The 19,351-nt window shown below is 36.7% G+C and carries 18 protein-coding genes and 1 pseudogene; 10 read left to right on the top strand and 9 right to left on the bottom strand.

Annotation, left to right across the window (positions count from 1 at the left end; all coding sequences use genetic code 11):
• The first annotated feature begins 92 nt into the window (after nucleotides 1–92).
• Nucleotides 93–722, top strand: coding sequence for a 16S rRNA (guanine(527)-N(7))-methyltransferase RsmG (gene rsmG, locus V7Z48_RS05675; protein WP_334112432.1), 630 nt, complete (start codon nucleotides 93–95; stop codon nucleotides 720–722).
• A 26-nt stretch (nucleotides 723–748) separates the two neighbouring features.
• Here rsmG and V7Z48_RS05680 read toward each other — a convergent pair whose 3' ends face one another.
• The 4 genes from V7Z48_RS05680 to V7Z48_RS05695 form a co-directional block, all read right to left on the bottom strand.
• Nucleotides 749–3,139 carry an alpha/beta fold hydrolase gene (locus tag V7Z48_RS05680; protein WP_334112433.1) on the bottom strand — a complete coding sequence of 797 codons (2,391 nt, stop codon included), beginning with the start codon at nucleotides 3,137–3,139 and terminating at the stop codon, nucleotides 749–751.
• A 126-nt stretch (nucleotides 3,140–3,265) separates the two neighbouring features.
• A complete protein-coding gene (gene pruA, locus V7Z48_RS05685; RefSeq protein ID WP_334112434.1) occupies nucleotides 3,266–4,891 on the bottom strand; it encodes an L-glutamate gamma-semialdehyde dehydrogenase in 1,626 nt (541 codons plus the stop codon).
• 147 nt (nucleotides 4,892–5,038) lie between these two features.
• Entirely contained in the window at nucleotides 5,039–5,425 is a 387-nt protein-coding gene (gene apaG, locus V7Z48_RS05690; RefSeq protein ID WP_334112435.1) for a Co2+/Mg2+ efflux protein ApaG, read from the bottom strand.
• Nucleotides 5,426–5,602: 177 nt separating this feature from the next.
• Nucleotides 5,603–6,856 carry a type IX secretion system plug protein gene (locus V7Z48_RS05695; protein ID WP_334112436.1) on the bottom strand — a complete coding sequence of 418 codons (1,254 nt, stop codon included), beginning with the start codon at nucleotides 6,854–6,856 and terminating at the stop codon, nucleotides 5,603–5,605.
• Between the two features lie 150 nt (nucleotides 6,857–7,006).
• Between V7Z48_RS05695 and V7Z48_RS05700 the strand changes: the two genes are divergently transcribed.
• From V7Z48_RS05700 to nqrF, 6 genes are all read left to right on the top strand, one after another.
• Complete coding sequence (locus V7Z48_RS05700) at nucleotides 7,007–8,362, top strand: Na(+)-translocating NADH-quinone reductase subunit A (RefSeq protein WP_334112437.1); 1,356 nt, start codon at nucleotides 7,007–7,009, stop codon at nucleotides 8,360–8,362.
• A gap of 36 nt (nucleotides 8,363–8,398) precedes the next feature.
• Nucleotides 8,399–9,598, top strand: a complete 1,200-nt coding sequence (locus V7Z48_RS05705; protein ID WP_334112438.1) for an NADH:ubiquinone reductase (Na(+)-transporting) subunit B — start codon at nucleotides 8,399–8,401, stop codon at nucleotides 9,596–9,598.
• A 2-nt stretch (nucleotides 9,599–9,600) separates the two neighbouring features.
• Nucleotides 9,601–10,350 carry a Na(+)-translocating NADH-quinone reductase subunit C gene (locus tag V7Z48_RS05710; RefSeq protein WP_334112439.1) on the top strand — a complete coding sequence of 250 codons (750 nt, stop codon included), beginning with the start codon at nucleotides 9,601–9,603 and terminating at the stop codon, nucleotides 10,348–10,350.
• Nucleotides 10,351–10,354: 4 nt separating this feature from the next.
• On the top strand, nucleotides 10,355–10,999 hold the full coding sequence (locus tag V7Z48_RS05715; protein ID WP_334112440.1) for an NADH:ubiquinone reductase (Na(+)-transporting) subunit D: 645 nt from the start codon (nucleotides 10,355–10,357) through the stop codon (nucleotides 10,997–10,999).
• A gap of 75 nt (nucleotides 11,000–11,074) precedes the next feature.
• Nucleotides 11,075–11,803, top strand: a complete 729-nt coding sequence (nqrE, locus tag V7Z48_RS05720) for an NADH:ubiquinone reductase (Na(+)-transporting) subunit E (protein WP_334112441.1) — start codon at nucleotides 11,075–11,077, stop codon at nucleotides 11,801–11,803.
• A 7-nt stretch (nucleotides 11,804–11,810) separates the two neighbouring features.
• Nucleotides 11,811–13,118 carry an NADH:ubiquinone reductase (Na(+)-transporting) subunit F gene (gene nqrF, locus V7Z48_RS05725; RefSeq protein WP_334112479.1) on the top strand — a complete coding sequence of 436 codons (1,308 nt, stop codon included), beginning with the start codon at nucleotides 11,811–11,813 and terminating at the stop codon, nucleotides 13,116–13,118.
• 403 nt (nucleotides 13,119–13,521) lie between these two features.
• Here the strand turns inward: nqrF and V7Z48_RS05730 are convergent, their stop codons facing one another.
• The gene (locus tag V7Z48_RS05730; protein ID WP_334112442.1) at nucleotides 13,522–13,980 is read right to left on the bottom strand and encodes a Na(+)-translocating NADH-quinone reductase subunit F; all 459 of its coding nucleotides are present in this window, start codon (nucleotides 13,978–13,980) and stop codon (nucleotides 13,522–13,524) included.
• Nucleotides 13,981–14,131: 151 nt separating this feature from the next.
• Here V7Z48_RS05730 and V7Z48_RS05735 point away from each other — a divergent pair, with 151 nt between their 5' ends.
• Complete coding sequence (locus V7Z48_RS05735; RefSeq protein ID WP_334112443.1) at nucleotides 14,132–14,509, top strand: Na(+)-translocating NADH-quinone reductase subunit F; 378 nt, start codon at nucleotides 14,132–14,134, stop codon at nucleotides 14,507–14,509.
• 15 nt (nucleotides 14,510–14,524) lie between these two features.
• Nucleotides 14,525–15,505, top strand: a complete 981-nt coding sequence (locus V7Z48_RS05740; protein ID WP_334112444.1) for an FAD:protein FMN transferase — start codon at nucleotides 14,525–14,527, stop codon at nucleotides 15,503–15,505.
• A gap of 2 nt (nucleotides 15,506–15,507) precedes the next feature.
• On the opposite strand, the gene V7Z48_RS05745 is transcribed toward V7Z48_RS05740, so the two are convergent.
• The 3 genes and pseudogenes from V7Z48_RS05745 to map form a co-directional block, all read right to left on the bottom strand.
• A complete protein-coding gene (locus V7Z48_RS05745) occupies nucleotides 15,508–16,281 on the bottom strand; it encodes a class I SAM-dependent methyltransferase (protein WP_334112445.1) in 774 nt (257 codons plus the stop codon).
• Between the two features lie 27 nt (nucleotides 16,282–16,308).
• Nucleotides 16,309–16,615: pseudogene (locus V7Z48_RS05750) on the bottom strand (GxxExxY protein).
• Between the two features lie 63 nt (nucleotides 16,616–16,678).
• On the bottom strand, nucleotides 16,679–17,497 hold the full coding sequence (gene map / locus V7Z48_RS05755; RefSeq protein ID WP_334112446.1) for a type I methionyl aminopeptidase: 819 nt from the start codon (nucleotides 17,495–17,497) through the stop codon (nucleotides 16,679–16,681).
• A gap of 127 nt (nucleotides 17,498–17,624) precedes the next feature.
• Here map and V7Z48_RS05760 point away from each other — a divergent pair, with 127 nt between their 5' ends.
• Entirely contained in the window at nucleotides 17,625–18,896 is a 1,272-nt protein-coding gene (locus tag V7Z48_RS05760) for an acetyl-CoA hydrolase/transferase family protein (protein WP_334112447.1), read from the top strand.
• Nucleotides 18,897–18,905: 9 nt separating this feature from the next.
• Here V7Z48_RS05760 and V7Z48_RS05765 read toward each other — a convergent pair whose 3' ends face one another.
• Nucleotides 18,906–19,319 carry a BT0820 family HAD-type phosphatase gene (locus V7Z48_RS05765; RefSeq protein ID WP_334112448.1) on the bottom strand — a complete coding sequence of 138 codons (414 nt, stop codon included), beginning with the start codon at nucleotides 19,317–19,319 and terminating at the stop codon, nucleotides 18,906–18,908.
• Between the last annotated feature and the right edge of the window lie 32 nt (nucleotides 19,320–19,351).

Genomic DNA, 19,351 nt, shown 5'->3' on the forward strand with positions numbered 1-19,351 from the left:
CAAAGATAAGTATTTAATCAATGGTTAATGTTAGCTATATCACAAAATATAACTCAACGAAAATAGCTATTTTTGCTTAAAACAAAGTAACAATGACATTAATTGGCAATTATTTTAGTTTACTTACTGACAATCAATTGAGACAGTTTTCGGAACTGCAAGATTTATATGCCGATTGGAATTCTAAAATCAACCTTATTTCCCGTAAAGATATTGACGATTTATATGTGAAGCATGTATTGCATTCGCTGGGCATTGCTAAGGTGTGTTCCTTTGAAAAAAACACTAAGATTTTAGATGTAGGTACTGGTGGAGGATTTCCAGGCATTCCGCTGGCGATTTTATTTCCAGATTGCCAATTTCATTTGGTTGACAGTATCGGAAAAAAAATAAAAGTCGTAGAGGCTGTGGTTGAAGCACTTGAATTAACAAATGTAACTGCGGCACACTGCAGAGCAGAAGTAGTGAAAGGACAGTTCGATTTCGTGGTGAGTCGTGCAGTAACGACTATGCCTGAATTTGTTATATGGATAAAAGACAAGGTTGCCAAGAAGCAAAAAAACAACTTAAAAAATGGAATTTTATACCTAAAAGGAGGTGATTTGACAGAAGAACTTAAAGACTTTCCAAAAGCAACTATTTACCCTTTAAGCGATTATTTTGAAGATGAATTTTTTGAAACTAAAAAAGTAGTGCATATTCCCATAAAATATAAAGGCTGAAATGTTGATTTCAGCCCTTACTTATCTTATTTATTGATAATAATTTTATTAATATAATTAAAACCGTCTGGGTTTTGTATACTCAAAATATACAAGCCGTTATTTAAGTCAATAGGAATACTTGTTTCATTGCTTATACTTATGTTATTAATTTCAAACACTTGCTTACCAGTAATATCTGTCACTATGAGTTGGTTGTTTTCTAAGGTGTTGTTGCTTGTAAATTTCAAGACTGTGCTTACTGGGTTATTGTTTAATTTAAAACCATTCGCTAACTCAGTATTAACACTTAAGGTTGAAGGGATAATTTCTTCCAAAGCGAATATAACATTTGCCTCGGTTAGCTGAACATGTGGTTCGTTATCGTCTGGTAAAAACCAATTATCGAACGGCGTTTCGTCTAAAACAGCTCTACCAGATGGCGTTCCTAAATCGATATTGTGAAACCAATCTATTTCGTTGTTGGTAACCGTCATCGCCAAAGCACTCACTGCTGGTATAAAATTAAACTTGTCAATAGCCAAGGAATTAACAAAATCCGCCGCAATACCCGTAAGTTCAATAGCGCCAGTTAGTCCAGACAAATCAAACAAGCCGCCTGGTGCTGCATCAACACCATCAGTGAAAGAAAACGATTGTGAATTTGCTGATGATGAAACAATCGTGTTGAAAAAACTAACTATCGAAACCCCACTTACTTGTTGGTTAACAGTTGCTGCCGGTGTTAGACTTACCAACAAATTGATATTGGTTAAAATAGCAACATTAATTGAAGTATTGATAACTGAATAGCCATTGGTAACCGTTGGCCCTGAATTACCTAAGGCAAAATAAGGATTTCCTATCCCAGAACCATTAATGATTGTTACATTTCTTGTATTTTCTGGGAAGCCAGTAGCGGTTAGCGCATTGATATTATTTTGAAAAATGGCTCTAAACGGATGTGGATCAGGATTTAAAAGTGCGGGATTAAAATTCACAGCACTTCCATCGGCCAAATGCGATTCGAAATGATCGACCAGTAATTGTCTGGCTGCTGACGATTTTAGTAAATCTTCAACTAAAGGTTGTAGTGCCACTACATTCTGATTGCCTAGAACGCCTCCTAAATTCAAACCAAAGGCTAAAAAGTTAAATTGGTGTTGGAAACCAATTGGAACATTGGCACCTAGGTGCGGGGAGTCAAAAGACATCCATAAGCGGGTTTCATGCGCGAGCCCATTATTTTCCATAAAATTAAGTGCATATCTGGAGATGAGTCCACCCATACTTGGGCCGATGATTACAAGTTCTTCTGAGCCTACTTTTTGAGCGTTGATAGTTTCTATGAGTTCAACTAAAACCATGGCGTTGCGTTCCATATAATCGCCACCACCATCTATTGGTATGCTGTTGGATACGTATTGAGGCGCGTTTAATATAATTACATCAAAGCCTTCGGCTCTTACCAAATCGGCCAAATTTTGAGCGCCATTAACAGGGTCTTGGTAATTTAAAAGATTGTAAATACCAGGGATATCTCTTGTATCTCCAGGATCAAATCCATCTACTACAATAATGGGTTTATCTAAAACGCCGTCTACTGTATCAAAAAATATTTCATATTCGCCTTGTCCAGGCTCATTGCTGGTTTCACCATAGGCCGATAAATCTACAATATTAGAGGCTGTTATGGGTAAAATTTCGCTGGTATTGCGACTGGTATTGCGTAGATTTTGTTCGTCTCTGTTAAGGCTAATTTTAATAGAAGAGCTGCTTATCATCTCTGCAGAATTGTTTAAAGTAGCCTTTATTTGCAGAGTTTTAAGTCCTGCATTTTGGTAATGAATGTTGACAATGTCGCCAATACCAACCATTCTGAACCCGTTGCCATCGCCAAAATCGATTTGAATTTCTGTTAGTTCGGCGTTGGTAGTATTGATTACGAAGTCACGGTTAATGATAAAACTGGTTTGTAATCCTTTGTGTTTTTCGTTTAAAGGTGCCGATGCAAACAGCTGCCTGGTTTCAAAAATATTTGACGCACTTGGACTGCGTTTTAGAGTTTGATTTTCAATATAAACTTCTTGATTTGTCAAGGCCGTACTTTTAATGATGTCGAATTCGGTTAAAATAATTCCGATGGGAATGAGAGCGTCAACCAAACTGTTTTTTCTCGCATCTAAGAGTGTAGCTGCGGGCTTAAATCTGCGTTCAAAGTCTACACTTCCTAGTTCTTGCCATGCTTGAATAAATCTAAAGGTTGAAAATTCCAGATTATCAGAATTTAACAAATCTGCCTGGGTTAGGGTTGGACTTAATAAAATTTTGGTATTCATTTCGGATGTATTGAAGTTAACATCCAGTTGCATTATACTCACTTGAGCTTGAAGCGATAGGCCTAGCAGGCATATTCCCCAAAAGTAATTTTTAAACATAAATTTCAGTATTGATTAATAGCGGTTTAAAGATATGGTTTTTATTACTATCCTCAATATGAATGCAAAAAAAAATCCTTCAAATTTGTATCAGAAGGATTTTTTTAATTTTAAGAACCGGAATATTTATCCTAAAAATGGATATCTATAGTCTATTGGCGTAACAAAAGTCTCTTTTATGAGTCTTGGCGACACCCAGCGCAGTAAATTTTGTGCACTTCCTGCTTTGTCGTTTGTGCCCGAAGCTCTCGCGCCACCAAATGGTTGTTGACCAACAACTGCACCTGTTGGTTTATCATTGACATAGAAATTACCAGCGGCATTTTGAAGTGCTTCCGTAGCCTGAGTAATGGCATATCTGTCGGTTGCCAAAATTGCACCAGTTAAGGCATAGGCACTTGTATTATCGACTAGTTTGAGTGTGTTTTCGTAATCATTATCTTCATAAATGTATATAGTAATCACGGGTCCGAATAATTCTTCACACATGGTCACATATTTTGCATCGCTTGTTAATATCACCGTTGGTTCAATAAAGTATCCTTTGCTTTTATCGTAATGGCCTCCAGCAATGATTTCAACATTTTTGTCTGCTTTGGCAGCATCGATATATTTCGCTAGTTTGTTGAAGGAGCCTTCATGAATGACAGCTGTGATGAAATTGCGCATGTCTTCTGGCGAACCCATTTTGAAAGATTTGAGATCTTCAATTACATATTTTTTAACATCAGACCAAATACTTTTTGCAATATAAGCTCGAGAGGCCGCGCTGCACTTTTGTCCCTGAAACTCGAAAGCACCTCTCACAATAGCGGTAGCAACCTGTTTTGGTTTGGCACTGTGGTGTGCAACAATGAAATCTTTACCACCAGTTTCTCCAACTATACGCGGATAGGTTTTATAATGGTGAATATTGTTGCCAATTTGCTTCCATAGTTCTTTAAAAATGAATGTAGAACCAGTAAAATGCAATCCAGAAAAATCTGGACTAGCCAGAACAGTATTGGTAATCATAACTGGGTCACCAAATACAACATTGATGACACCTGGCGGTACGCCTGCTTCTTCAAAAACATCCATAATAACTTTCGCCGAATACACTTGGCTGTCACTGGGCTTCCAAACAACTACATTTCCCATTAAGGCCATACACGATGGCAAGTTGCCAGCTATGGCCGTAAAGTTAAAGGGTGTTACGGCATAGGTAAAACCTTCAAGTGGTCTATATTCTACTCTATTCCAAGTATCGCTTGTGCTTTCTGGTTGTTCTAAATAGATATCGGTCATGTATTGCACATTGAATCGCAAGAAATCGACCAACTCACACGCAGCATCTATTTCAGCTTGGTGAATGGTTTTGGATTGTGCAATCATGGTTGCGGCATTTATTTTGGCTCGGTAAGGACCAGCTACCAATTCGGCTGCCTTTAAAAATATGGCTGCGCGTTGTTCCCAAGGCATCAAAGACCAACTTTTTCTCGCTTCTAAGGCCGTTGATATGGCCTCGTCTATATGCTGTTTATTGGCTAAATGGTAGGTGCCAACCACATGTTGGTGGTCGTGGGGAGGCGACATAGTTTGGGTGTTTTCAGTACTAATATATTTCCCATTGATGTATAGCGGAACCTCAATTTTAGAATTGTACATGTCGTTGTAGGCCTTTAAAACTGCTTCGCGTTCTTCCGTTCCCGGAGCGTACGATTTAATAGGTTCATTTACGGCTATTGGTACATTGAAAAATCCTTTTCCCATGGTTTTTTTAAAGTTTATAAGTTATTATTTGTTTGATTTGTAAAGGTACAATTTTTAATTAATCTCATCTATTTTAGAAATGAAATGCACTGTCAATTATTACATTGAAATTTGAAATTAATAAGGAGTTGGGTAACTAAATTTTTTTTAGTTTAAGGCGAACGGTGCGCACAACTTGAAAGATGGAATGAAAACCTTAAACTTATTGGTGTTATTGAGATTTACCATATTGTAATGTCCTTGCATAGCGCCAAACGGACTGGTTAACAAGCAACCTGAATTATAGGTGTGAAATTCACCAGGTTTTAAAACTGGTTTCTTTCCAACAACACCTTCGCCCTCTACAATTTCGGTATTGTTTAAGGCATCGTAAATTTTCCAGTAACGTGAATTGAGTTGAACGGCATCCTTACCTTGGTTTTCAATAGTTATTTTATAACCATAGGCAAAATGAACTTTATAGTTTTTATAAAAAGTTCCTTCAAAGGTGGTTTCCACCATTATTTTAATACCACTCGTTACTTGTTGTATCATTATAGTATGTAGATGTTGTTGCTAAATTAACAATTTTTATCCATTCAAAGATGTTTGGGTGTGCTTTTAATGCAATTTTTAACACCTTTTGTTGTTCATCGATTTTTTAGGCCATAAAAAGGTAATAATATATTTAATAGGAGCAGAATTTATTAATAATACAAAACCTTTGTATAATTAATTTGAAATATTAATCGAGCTTCCTTCCCCAAATCCAATTAATCTATCGTATCGCGCTCCTAAATCTCTGTAATACACTAAAACTTTATAATTATTTTCAGTTTGCCAAAAATCGCCACTAATGGCACCTTCATGAAGCGTGTTATTTTTATCTACAATCACATATTTATAATTGTAAAATCCTTGTTTCAATTTTAATACAGCCTCGTATATACCTTTTTGCGGATTGAAATACATCATATTAGTCTCTTCTGTCGCAAAGTTGTTGTAGTTGCCGTAAATGTAAATGGTACTGCCATCCTTAAGTTCGGGGTGCTGTAATGAAAAATGGATATTGACATAATCTGCTTCTACCGAAGGATCTTCTCTGTCTATTACCGTGACCAAAAATCGACCATTGATGTCTGGATTGTAGGTGTAAGGCAAATCTTTACGTATAATATTGGTGAAGAGATAATTGTGGTAAATATCTTTTAAATCAATGAATTGAACGCCAATATTAGCGGCGCGCACATCCTTGTTTTCAAAAAACAGGTACTCATTTCCGCCCCAAAAGGCTGTTTCGGTTACGTAGCGGTAGATGAGTTCATTTCCTAATGTGTATTGTGGTTTTACGTTGTAAATGGCAGTGTTGAGGTTATTGTTTTGAACAATCAGGGTTTTTATAGTCTCATTAGGATTGTTGAAATTTAACGATAAGGGTGATACAATAATATCAACCGATTGCTTTTCGTTGATTTGACTAACATCTCGCGAGCGTTTTATGGAAACACCAACATTGGCTAAATCTTCAACAATCATAAATTTTCGGGAAAATTCGAGCTCCTGGTAGTCGTTGTAAATGGAAATGATATAGTTGCCTGAAACTAATAATGCTTTGGTTTGTTGATTGGGTAAGACCAATCGGTAATGAGAATAAATTTCGTAGGTGTTAAAAGAATTTTCGTAATCCACAATTCGAAAGTTATCAAATCCTCTAAGGTATTCAGACTTTACAAGATTAGATTTGGTCCAGTCGTAATTGTAATGTTCAATTACGTAGTAAAAATCAGGCTCGTTATTGAGTAAGGCATCAAATTCGAGGTAAAATGTTTCACCATATCTTAAAATGGGTAACTCGCCTTGATCGGTATTTCTGCTTTTAAACGTGATCGTTTTTATGTAATCTGGTGGATTGACTTCTTGAACTTGGCCTAAAACCAAAAAAGGAAACAGCGCAAAAATCGAGAATTGGCTAATTTTTTTTATCATTTTTACATTATAATAATGGTAAATATAAACAAAAATGAGGCCAAAAACCAAGCTGTTAAAGTCTCTAAAATAATTTTAAAAATTGTTTTTACTGGTTTAATAATTTGTATTTTTGCATCGATTTTTAAATAAATTTCAACCTATATAACTATGTCCAACGACATTCGTATTAAAAAAGGTCTCGATATCAAACTCAAAGGAGAAGCTGAAAAAGTTATTGAAAATGCTGTTATTAGCAACTTCTACACCATCAGACCTGAGGATTTTCATGGGGTAATTCCAAAAATGTTAGTAAAAGAAGGTGAAACTGTTAAGGCAGGATCTCCTTTGTATTTTGACAAATCAAATGAAAATGTAAAAATTGTTTCACCAGTATCAGGAACGTTACTAAACTTAGAACGCGGCGAAAAAAGACGTATTTTAAGTTTAAAAATTCAGGCAGATAAGCCGCAAACTTTTCTTGAACATGCTGCGATTGATGTAGCAAAAGCGTCTGCAACGGATATCAAAAATCGATTGTTAGAATCTGGATGCTGGCCATTTATTAAGCAAAGACCATACGATATCATTGCGAATCCAGAAAAACAGCCAAAAGCAATTTTTGTTTCAGGATTCAACACGGCACCTTTGGCCGCTGATTTGGATTTTGTATTAAACGGTAAAGAAGCCCAGTTACAAGCAGCCCTTACAGCCTTAAGTAAATTGACCGAAGGTAAAGTGCATGTTTCAATTGATGGCAATCCTAATTCGCCTTTTAAAGGTTTAAAAAACATTACACTACATACGGTTTCAGGTCCACATCCAGCAGGAAATGTTGGCACCCACATCAATAAAATAGATCCCGTAAATAAAGGGGAGGTAGTTTGGACTGTTAATGCTCAAGATCTAGTTATCATCGGCGAATTACTACTTACAGGTAAATTTAATGCAGAACGCATTGTTGCCTTAGTGGGTTCTTCAGTTGAAAAGCCGCGATATTTCAGAACAAAAATAGCCGCTGAGGTAGCTACGATTATCTATGATAAAGGCGTTAAAAAGGACGGTAATGATCGTGTTATATCAGGTAATGTACTTTCAGGAAAGCAAATCAAACCAGATGGTAATTTAGATTATTACAGCAATGTCATTTCTGTAATTCCAGAAGGTGACGATTATGAATTTTTTGGTTGGAATAAACCAGTTTTTGATAAGATTTCAACCTCTCGTGCCTTGACCTTCTCTTGGTTGTTTCCTAATAAAAAATTCGACCTTAATACCAATACCAACGGAGAGCACCGCGCTTTTGTTACTACAGGAACTTACGAAGAAGTATTTCCATTAGATATTTTTCCAATGCAAATATTAAAAGCTTGTATGTATAATGATTTAGATGAAATGGAAGTATTGGGCATGTATGAAGTGGCTCCAGAGGATTTTGCGCTTACCGAATTTGTTTGTGTATCGAAACAACCACACCAAAAAATAATACGCGAAGGATTGGATTTGATGATGAAAGAAATTGGATAATTATTCATTCAGTAACGAAATGAAACATAATAGAAGATGGCATTAAAAGAAAAATTACACACATTAAAAGAAAAATACAAAGGCACAAAAATGGCGCCTGCATTTAATGCATTGCACACATTTTTATATTTACCGAACGAAACAACACACAATGGTACGCATATAAAAGCGGCCGACGATCTTAAACGCACCATGAACACGGTAATCATAGCCTTGATACCATGTTTGATATTTGGAATGTTTAATGCAGGTTATCAGCATTTTGCTGCCCTTGGAACACCAGTTGATTTTTTATCATGGGATGCTTTATACATAGGAATCATAAAGGTATTGCCTTTGGTAGTGGTATCTTATGGTGTTGGTTTGGCAATCGAATTTTTATTCGCCGTAATTAAAGGTCACGAAGTTGAGGAAGGTTACCTGGTGACAGGAATGTTGGTGCCTTTAATTGTACCAATCGATTTACCATTGTGGATGCTTGCAGTAGCAGTAGCTTTTGGAGTTGTTATTGGAAAAGAAGTTTTTGGTGGCACTGGTATGAATATATTAAATCCGGCTTTAACCATTAGAGCATTTTTGTTTTTTGCCTATCCAACCTGGATGAGTGGTGATAAAGTTTGGGTGCATGGTGCCGTTGAGCGCGATGCACAAATTGCTTCAGGTGCCAATTTAGACGCTATTTCTGGTGAAACTATTTTAGGAAGTTATGCACAAAACAGCTCGGTTGCTTACGATTATTGGGATATGTTCTTAGGAATTATACCAGGTTCGGTGGGTGAAACCTCAAAATTACTAATCATTGCTGGAGCCTTGTTTTTAATTTTCACTAAAGTTGGAAGCTGGCGTATTATGCTGAGTACTGTAATCGGTGCTTTGGCAATGGGGCTTATATTCAATGCCGTGGTAGATGCTGGTTGGATAGGAGAAACAAGTAAATTTTACGGGTTAATGAGCGTCCCGTTCTGGCAACATTTAATTATCGGAAGTATCTTATTTGGTGCTGTCTACATGGCAACCGACCCCGTGACCGCGTCTCAAACAAATAAAGGCAAATGGATTTATGGTTTCTTAATTGGTTTTATATCAATTATGATTAGGGTATTTAATCCAGCCTACCCAGAAGGGGTGTTCCTTGCCATTTTATTAATGAATGTGTTTGCACCTACCATTGATCACTATGTGATTCAAGCAAATGTTAAACAACGTATGAAACGTTTAAAAGCTAAAGTAGCATAACTATGGAAAAAACAACTGATAAAAATATTTATACCATCGTTTTCGCCATTATTATGGTGGCTATTGTTGGTACTATATTGGCAGGACTATTCTCTTTTACCAAACCAATGGTTACCAAAAATAGAGAAATAGAAAAGCAACAAAATATCCTGTATGCCCTTGGTGTGAATGAAAACACTGAGACCAGTGCTAACTTTGTAGATGCAAATGAAGCCCCTGTTCAATTTGAAAAATTTGTGAATCGCCAAGTTGTAATCCAGGATGGTGAAGTCATTGAAGATAATCAAGCGTATTTAATTGATGTAAAAAAGGAAAAATCGAAAGCTAAAAGTGCTTCATACAGTAGAAAACTCCCACTTTTTATAGGTGAAAAAGATGGCGAGACCATATACGTCATTCCAATTTATGGGAAAGGTTTATGGGATGATATATGGGCGTACATTGGCTTAGATAAGAATATGGTAATTCAAGGTGCCTACTTCGATCATAAAGCTGAAACACCAGGTTTGGGAGCTAATATTAAAGAGCGTTTTTTCATGGACGATTTCATTGGTGAGCATTTATTGGATGACAACGGAAACTTCGTTGGTGTAACAGTGGCCAAAGGAAATGCCGATCCGCGAAACGACCGTAAAGAAGATAACAAGGTAGATGCGATTGCTGGGGCCACAATTACTGGTGATGGTGTTACTGCAATGATAAAAAGTGATTTGGCTTTGTACAAATCTTATTTCGATACTTTAAAACAATAAGCAAATGGGATTACTTTCAAAAAAAGATTCTAAATTAATATTAGATCCATTAGCAGACAATAACCCAATTACCATTCAGGTGCTTGGTATCTGTTCGGCTTTGGCAATTACGGCAGAGTTAAAAGCCTCTATAGTAATGGCAATTTCTGTAATTTTCGTTTTAGGCGTTGGAAATGTGGTGGTATCGCTAATGCGAAATATCATACCATCAAAAATTAGAATCATCGTACAGCTGATTATTGTTGCAACTTTAGTTATTATAGTAGATTTGGTTCTAAAGGCCTATGCCTATGAACTGAGTAAAACCCTGTCGGTTTTTGTTGGTTTAATTATCACCAACTGTATCATTATGGGTCGTTTTGAAGCATTTGCTTTAGGTAACGGTCCTTGGAAATCGTTTTTAGATGGTATAGGAAATGCTTTAGGTTATGGTGTGATACTTATCATCGTTGGATTCTTTAGAGAACTGCTGGGCTCAGGAACTTTATTAGGGGTTCCAGTATTAGGTGATCCAATTGAGAAAACAGGATTATATTCAATTGGTTATGAAAACAACGGTTTTATGTTGTTGTCACCAATGGCATTAATCGTAGTTGGATTAATTATTTGGGTACAACGTAGCAGAAATAAAGCCTTAATAGAAGATTAACATAAGTAAAGAGCTCCATGCTGAAGGACAAACGATGTTCATCTCTAAAAGCTCAAAATTCGATACTTTAACAATATGGAACACGTAGAATTATTTTTCAAATCAATCTTTATAGACAATATGGTATTTGCAACCTTTTTAGGGATGTGTTCATACCTCGCAGTGTCTAAAAAAGTATCAACTGCCATTGGACTGGGTGCAGCCGTAATTTTTGTATTAGCCATTACCGTTCCGCTTAACTGGTTATTAGATCAGTACATTCTTCAAGAAGGCGCATTGGCCTGGTTAGGACCTGAATTTGCAAGTTACGATTTAAGTTTCCTTTCGTTCATCATGTTTATTGCAACCATTGCAACCATGGTGCAATTAGTGGAAATTGTGGTTGAGAAATTTTCTCCAGGTCTTTATAATTCACTCGGTATTTTCTTACCGCTTATTGCAGTAAACTGCGCAATTTTAGGTGGATCATTGTTTATGCAGTCAAGAGAAATAGCTTCTTTGGGATTGGCTTTTAACTATGGTGTTTCATCAGGAATAGGTTGGTTTTTAGCAATTTTAGCCATTGCTGCTATTAGAGAAAAAATCAGATATTCAAGTGTGCCAGCTCCTTTAAGAGGTTTGGGAATTACCTTTATCATCACGGGTTTAATGGCCATCGGTTTTATGAGCTTCGGTGGAATGCTAACTGGTGGAGACGAACCAGCTGCTAATAAGGATAGCGCCGTAAAAGTTGAAAGTATTGAAACTGAAATAGAAAAAGAAAAAGAAAAAATTGCTGATAAAACAGCACAAGTAATTCAATAATATTATGATGATATTAGTCGCAAATACATTAGGAACTATCTTAGCCACTGTTGCCGCGTTTTTATTGGTAACATTGCTATTGGTAGCGTTATTACTAGTTGTTAAAGAAAAATTATCCCCATCTGGACCTGTTAAATTAACGATTAACGGTGAACGAGAAATAGAAGTATCTTCAGGTAGTACTTTGTTATCTACTTTGGGGAATCAAAAAATATTTTTACCTTCAGCTTGTGGTGGCGGCGGTACTTGTATCCAGTGCGAGTGCCATGTGTTGTCCGGTGGAGGTGAAGCCTTACCAACGGAAACGCCCCATTTCACAAGAAAAGAACTTAAACACGGTGCGCGTTTAGCCTGTCAGGTTAAAGTAAAACAAGACATGGAAATTACCATACCAGAAGAGGTATTCGGTATCAAGAAATGGGAAGGCACTGTTGTTAGAAATTACAATGTAGCCTCCTTTATCAAGGAATTTGTAGTTGAAATTCCAGAAGACATGAATTACAAAGCGGGTGGTTATATTCAAATTGAAATACCACCTTGTACCATCAATTACAAAGATATTGATATTACAGCGCATCCTGAAGAACACGAAACTCCGGATAAATTTCAAGCCGAATGGGATAAATTTAACCTTTGGCCCTTAGTGATGAAGAACACCGAAGTTGTTGAGCGGGCTTATTCTATGGCTTCTTTTCCTGCTGAAGGTAGAGAAATTATGTTGAACGTTCGTATTGCTACCCCGCCATGGGATCGTGCTAAAAATGGTTGGATGGATGTCAATCCAGGCATTGCTTCCACTTATATCTTCGCTCAAAAACCTGGTGACAAAGTGGTGATTTCAGGGCCTTACGGCGAATTTTTTATCAACGAGTCGGAGTCTGAAATGTTATATGTTGGTGGTGGTGCAGGTATGGCACCAATGCGATCTCACTTGTATCATTTGTTTAAAACCTTAGAAACAGGTAGAAAAGTTTCTTATTGGTATGGTGGTCGTTCAAAACGTGAGTTATTTTATATAGATCATTTTAAAAGCCTAGAAAGAGACTTTCCAAACTTTAAATTCTATATGGCATTGTCAGAGCCATTACCTGAAGATAACTGGAAAGTAAAAGAAAATATAGACGCTCCTGGAGATGGTTTTGTCGGATTTATACATAATTGTGTAATTGATAATTACCTAAGCCATCACGAGACGCCAGAAGATATTGAATTGTATTTCTGTGGACCACCATTAATGAACCAAGCAGTTCAGAAAATGGGTGAAGATTTCGGTATCCCTGATGAGCATATCAGATTTGATGACTTCGGAGGATAACATATTCCTGCGTAGGCAGGAATCTCAGAGTTAAAATTTAAGTATTTTACATGCTTACTTCTACCCTAAAAAAACTGGCTATGCCAGTTTTTTTTGTCCAATCCCCAATCAATGTCCAAATTCGGTTTTTAAACTGATTACCCAATTGAAAGTGGTTAGATAATAACAAGGCGTAATGCTATTGTGTTTGGAACCCAAAAACCAATCAAAACTAAGAACCTATTGCGGTAATTATTCAAAAAGTTTTTGTAGATGCTTCCATGCTGTTTATCCCAAATAGTTCATAGATTTATTGAAGCTAAACCAAAAGCCTATCAAAGACCTATCAACCTTAGGCTTAAAATTAATGAAGTTTGAACCTCAAAAAACAAGCTTTATGGCTCACATAAATGGCATTTTTAGGTCACAATTCTACTAAATGCTTGCGTTGATTCGTAGTGGCATTATACTGAAACAGTTTGCTACAATCCATCACGTTTTTAACACCATCTAATTGACATAATAAACCAATGACAGCACTTAAGCCATCAAACAAACGGTCTTTGTCTGTTGGATCGTTCGGTTTCCTACAGCTTCTGTTTAATGGCCCACTGTAGCCACATCCACTTAAGAATGCTTGTTCAATCTTTAACAATTCTAAAGGGGTGTAACCATTAAATTTTCTCCCAAAATTTTGATGTACTTTACCTACGTAACTCAACTCAGTGGAGCCGTGTGTTTCTGTAAGATGCTTCCAACTGTCTGTATTATCTAGAATATTTCCTACAGCACAGCTCTTACAACATTCTGGATGTAGCGTGTTGTCGTGAAAAGCCCGATAGAGTTTTGTGACTGCTTGGTTAAACCTTGTTGAAGTTTGCATAGCTTTTTTATTTCTAAATTAGAAAAAATATTTGGAACTATCAATTAATACTGAATCTTGTATGAAAGCTTAAGGTATATTTAACATTATGATTGCATATATTTTAGGAATGTTAAATGCCAAAGTTTACAATATGTATTAATTTTGCTACATGCAGAAACCACTGTCCAAACAAGAACTGCACAACCTTGCCATGAATCACGTAGGACGTGACTTGGAGCGACGTGGTTATGAATTTGTCGCCATTAATAGCAAGCTTAAAAAGCACCCACAATTTGTGTGTATAGACAAAAGTAGTCAGTACTTTTTTGTAATTGTACGTGCGGTGATTTTACCTGAAAACCCTAATAATTATGATGTGGTTTGGATGGAAACATTCAAAGCACACGCCCGTAGCAAAGATGCCAAAGTATTATATGCAGGTGTTGGTTTAGGGAATCCGAAGGGCGAGGATTTACCAGTCTATCTCAATGAAGAATACCTTATAGAATACAATGGCATTCAAGTCATCGAAAACAATTTAAATTAATTTTATGCTACCTATATGACTAAAGCTATTGCATTGATTCTGCTATATGTTTGTTTGTGCTCGTGTGCTGACACGCTAGAACAACGTTCGGTTTCTGGACCCGTTTTTGGCACCTCTTACAATATTGTTTACGAGGCATCGTCAAATTATCAAAAGCAATTTGATAGTTTATTTCAGGTGATTAATCAGTCTATGTCAACCTATATTGAGGATTCTGATATCTCCAAATTTAATAACAATGAGCAGGTAGAAATAGATGAACATTTTATTAAAGTATTTGAAGCTTCTAAAATTATTCATCGCGAAACCAACGGCTCCTTCGATCCAACTATCGGGACTATTGTAAACGCTTGGGATTTTGGTCCTGAAGGTTCGGTTGAACAACTAGACAGTTTAAAAATCGACTCGCTTATGTCTTCTGTCGGGTTCAATAAGATAAAACGATTTGGAAACGCTATAGAAAAAGTGCATCCTGATACTTATTTAGACTTTAACGCCATAGCGAAAGGTTATGCCGTAGATGTGATTGCTGAATTTTTAAATTCTCAAAATTCAAGCAGCTACCTCGTTGATATTGGTGGCGAAATTAGAACCAAAGGTATTAATACCACAAGTGGAAACCCATGGAAAATCGGTATCGACGATCCCAATTTTGATGGCACCCAATCCTATTCTAAAATTATAAGTTTAACCGACAAGTCTATGGCGACTTCTGGTACCTATCGCAAGTTTAAAGTCGATGCCAATGGCAGTAAGTATTCGCATATTATAGACACAAAAACGGGTTATCCCAGTAAAACCAATTTGCTGAGTGTGTCTGTAATTGCTGATGATTGCATGACGGCAGATGCCTATGCCACTGCTTTTAAAGCTATGGGAATTGAAGCGATCACCGACTTTTTGAAATCCCATCCAGAGTTGATGGTGTATCTTATTTTTGAAAATGAACAGCAGGAATTACAGAACTTGTCTTTAAACAATTTTCCTCAGGAATAGCTTTATTTGGGTTTAATAACTACAGGAATTATTTCACCTTTGGCCAAACGGTATTTATCGATGTCTTTTTCTGAAAGGTTTTTGGTGTAATCTACTTCTTCAACTTTAAATCCAATGGCTCTTAGCTTGTCGAAATAATCCCTTCCGTAAACCCGCACATGGTCGTATTGACCAAAAATTTTGCTGCGTTCATTTTTGTCAGTGATGGTATTGTCTTCAAATGTAAATTCCCTTTTTAGGTCTTGTGGAATTTGAAAGATTCCCATGCCACCGGGTTTCATCACACGATAGAGTTCACACATGGCTTTGGTATCGTCTGGGATATGTTCTAAAACATGATTGCATAAAATAACATCAAATTCATTGTTTTGAAATGGCAAATTACAAATATCGGCTTTCACCTCGGCCAATGGCGAATTCAAATCAGTTGTGGTGTAAACTAAATTGGATAGTTTTCTGAAACGTTTGTAAAACGCTTGTTCTGGCGCAAAATGCAATACTTTTAGCTTTGATGAAAAGAAATCGGTTTCATTTTTTAAATACAACCAAAGCAATCGGTGGCGTTCTAGTGATAACGTTGACGGCGATAAAACGTTAGGTCGTTGCTTGGCATAGCCATAGGGCAGAAAGGAGCGAAAACTTTTGTTGTCTATAGGGTCTGTAAAGCGATTGCCTTTGAGCCACCAAGCAAGAAATGGCCGCGCAATAAAACTCAGTTTGATGAGTATGGGCCTTGGTATTAGATTTAATATTGTTTTAAAAATTTTATTGGACACGGATTTCACGGATTTTCACGGATTTGATTAAAGGATTATTCTATTATATTTCAAACTATCTTGTCCAAAATTAACTAGTAAACCAACTTTTAATTTCGAAATGGCTAAATAATTGAGTGTTTGCCTTATGTGTGAATCTATAAGTGCACTTATAACATTTGTAAGTTATGTCAAATTTCGACTCTCTGGAATAAGGAATATTATTATCAATTAATTCAATCTCAAGCGCATCGCCATAAACCACCTCACTAAATCCTTTTCCCAATTCATTGTGAACTTCCATGCAAATTCCTATAATTTTATAAGTATCTTCTTCGTAAATTAATTTATTCATTACAACAAAATAATATTAATTCATTTCTATCCGTGTTAATCCGTGAAATCCGTGTCTCAATAATTACAAAACCAATGCCTTTTTCCTAAACATATCTTCCTCATCACTGACGATTCCTAAAGCCTCATAGATATATGCAAAAGTAGACAGTAGTTCAGGTTTGCCATCAACAATAGCAACGTTATGCTCAAAGTGCACGCTGGGTTTATTATCCAGAGTTGTAATGGTCCAACCATCATTGTGTTGTTTGATTCTGTGGGTGCCGAGATTGATCATCGGTTCAATGGCTACCACCATGCCCTCGATAAATTTTTTACCGCGGCCACGTTTTCCATAATTGGGCATTTCAGGATCTTCATGCATTTTTTTACCTAATCCATGACCAACCAATTCTCTTACTACACCATAGCCATTATTTTCGCAGTGCTGCTGAATGGCATAACCAACATCACCAACACGATTGCCAAGTTTAAATTCTGCAATACCAATATAGAGCGATTCCTTGGTGACTTGAAGTAGTTTTTCAATTTCAGGTGCAAGAGTTCCAATACCAAAAGTATAAGCATGGTCGCCGTAAAATCCATTTTTTATGGCGCCACAATCAATTGAAATAATATCGCCTTCTTTTAGTGGTGTATTATTAGGAATACCATGAACCACTTGCGTATTTGGGCTAACACATAAGGTATTTGGAAAATCGTATAAACCGAGAAATCCCGGAACTGCACCGTGATCTCTTATAAAGGTTTCTGCGAGCTGGTCCAGATACAAGGTGGTTACTCCAGGTTTTATTTCTTTCGCAATCATCCCTAAAGTTTTAGATACTATCAAGGCCGATTCGCGCATTAATTCTATTTCTTCTCTGGTTTTTACTACAATCATAACAGTTTCAAATATTGGGCAAAGGTAATTAATTTAAAGAAGTTAATTTTTATCAGAAAACATGATATTAAACAGTTTTTATTTTGTGCATGTGGGTTAATTTTGCACCTGAATAAAATTATAAGAAATGTATAAATCCGTATCAGCCGAAGAGGCCTTAAAAGTTGTAAAATCAAACGATAAAATATACCTTCAAGCTGCCGCAGCGGCACCACAAGTTTTAATTAGAGCATTAGCCAACCGACATGAAGAATTGCGCAATGTTGAAATTTGCCAATTGCATACCGAAGGAGAAGCACCCTATGCCAATCCAGAACTTCGCGAAAGTTTCCATGTGAATTCATTTTTTATTGGCAAAAACGTACGCCATACCATAGCTGCAGGAAATGGCTCTTACACGCCTGTGTTTTTGAGTGAGCTTCCACTGCTGTTCAAGCGAAATATTATAAATTTAAATATCGCTTTAATTCATGTGTCTGTACCTGATATTCATGGTTATTGTTCGCTAGGGGTTTCGGTTGAGGCTACTTTGGCGGCTATTGACAATGCCGATTATGTTATTGCACAGGTAAATAAACAAATGCCACGAACTTTTGGTGACGGGATAATTCACGTTTCCGAAATAAACACTTTTGTTGAATGTGATGAACCGCTACCAGCACACAATATGCCAGCACCAACGCCTATAGAGAATAAAATCGGCGATTTTGTGGCAAGTCTTATTGAAGATAGAAGCACCCTTCAAATGGGAATTGGCTCTATACCAAATGCTGTTTTAACAAGATTGACCAATCATAAAGATTTAGGATTGCATACCGAAATGTTTTCGGATGGTGTTATTGATTTAATTTTAAAGAATGTCATTACCGGCAATCATAAAGGAGTGAATCCTGGTCGCGCTTTGGCCACTTTTTTGATGGGTTCAAAACGCTTATACGATTATGTGAATGACAATCCGTTTGTTGAAATGCGAACTTCAGATTATGTAAATGACGTTTCAATTATAAAGCAAAACCCACGAATGGTAGCCATAAATTCGGCTATAGAAGTGGATTTAACAGGTCAAGTTTGTGCCGACTCCATAGGCACGAGAATGTATTCGGGTGTTGGTGGGCAAATGGATTTTATACGCGGAGCCTCCTTGAGTGAAGGTGGAAAGGCTATCATTGCCTTGCCATCGGTTACCAATAAAGGTATAAGCAGAATCACACCCATGCTTAAAAACGGCGCTGGTGTTGTAACTACCCGCGCACATGTTCATTACATCATTACCGAATATGGTATTGCTAATTTATATGGAAAAACCATTAAACAACGCGCCAAAGCTTTAGTGAGTATTGCACATCCAGACCATCAAGAAGCCATTGAACGCAGTTTTGCCGAAAGCAGGCTTTGCTAATAAAACAGTTTAGGATTTCAAGAAAGAGAAGAATCCTTTTCTTTTCTTTCTTGCTTTTATGTCGGGTGCTTCGTTCGTAATGAGTTGAAAAACTTCTCCCCAACCAAGCACGCCGCCAATATTTCTGTCATCTATAAATAAATCGGCGTAAATTTTTCTGCTTTTAGAATTGTCAAACTGTTCTTCCGGGAAACTTTGGTTAACTGCATAGAAATTGACACCATTTTCTTTACAAAATTCAACAGCTTCGTCTAGTTTGGTACCGTACCGGTAGGTCCATAAAATGAGTCGGTGCCCGTCTTCCTGCAATCTTTTTAAAGTTTCAAAAGCAAAAATTCTGGGTTTACCAACTTGAGGATAGGCATCTTCAACGATGGTTCCGTCAAAATCTACAGCAATAATTAATTTATCTTGAAAATTCATTTGTTAGGCAATATTGATGCATGCAATGATAC

The organism is Paucihalobacter sp., from assembly GCF_036825875.1.
Classification (GTDB): domain Bacteria; phylum Bacteroidota; class Bacteroidia; order Flavobacteriales; family Flavobacteriaceae; genus Paucihalobacter.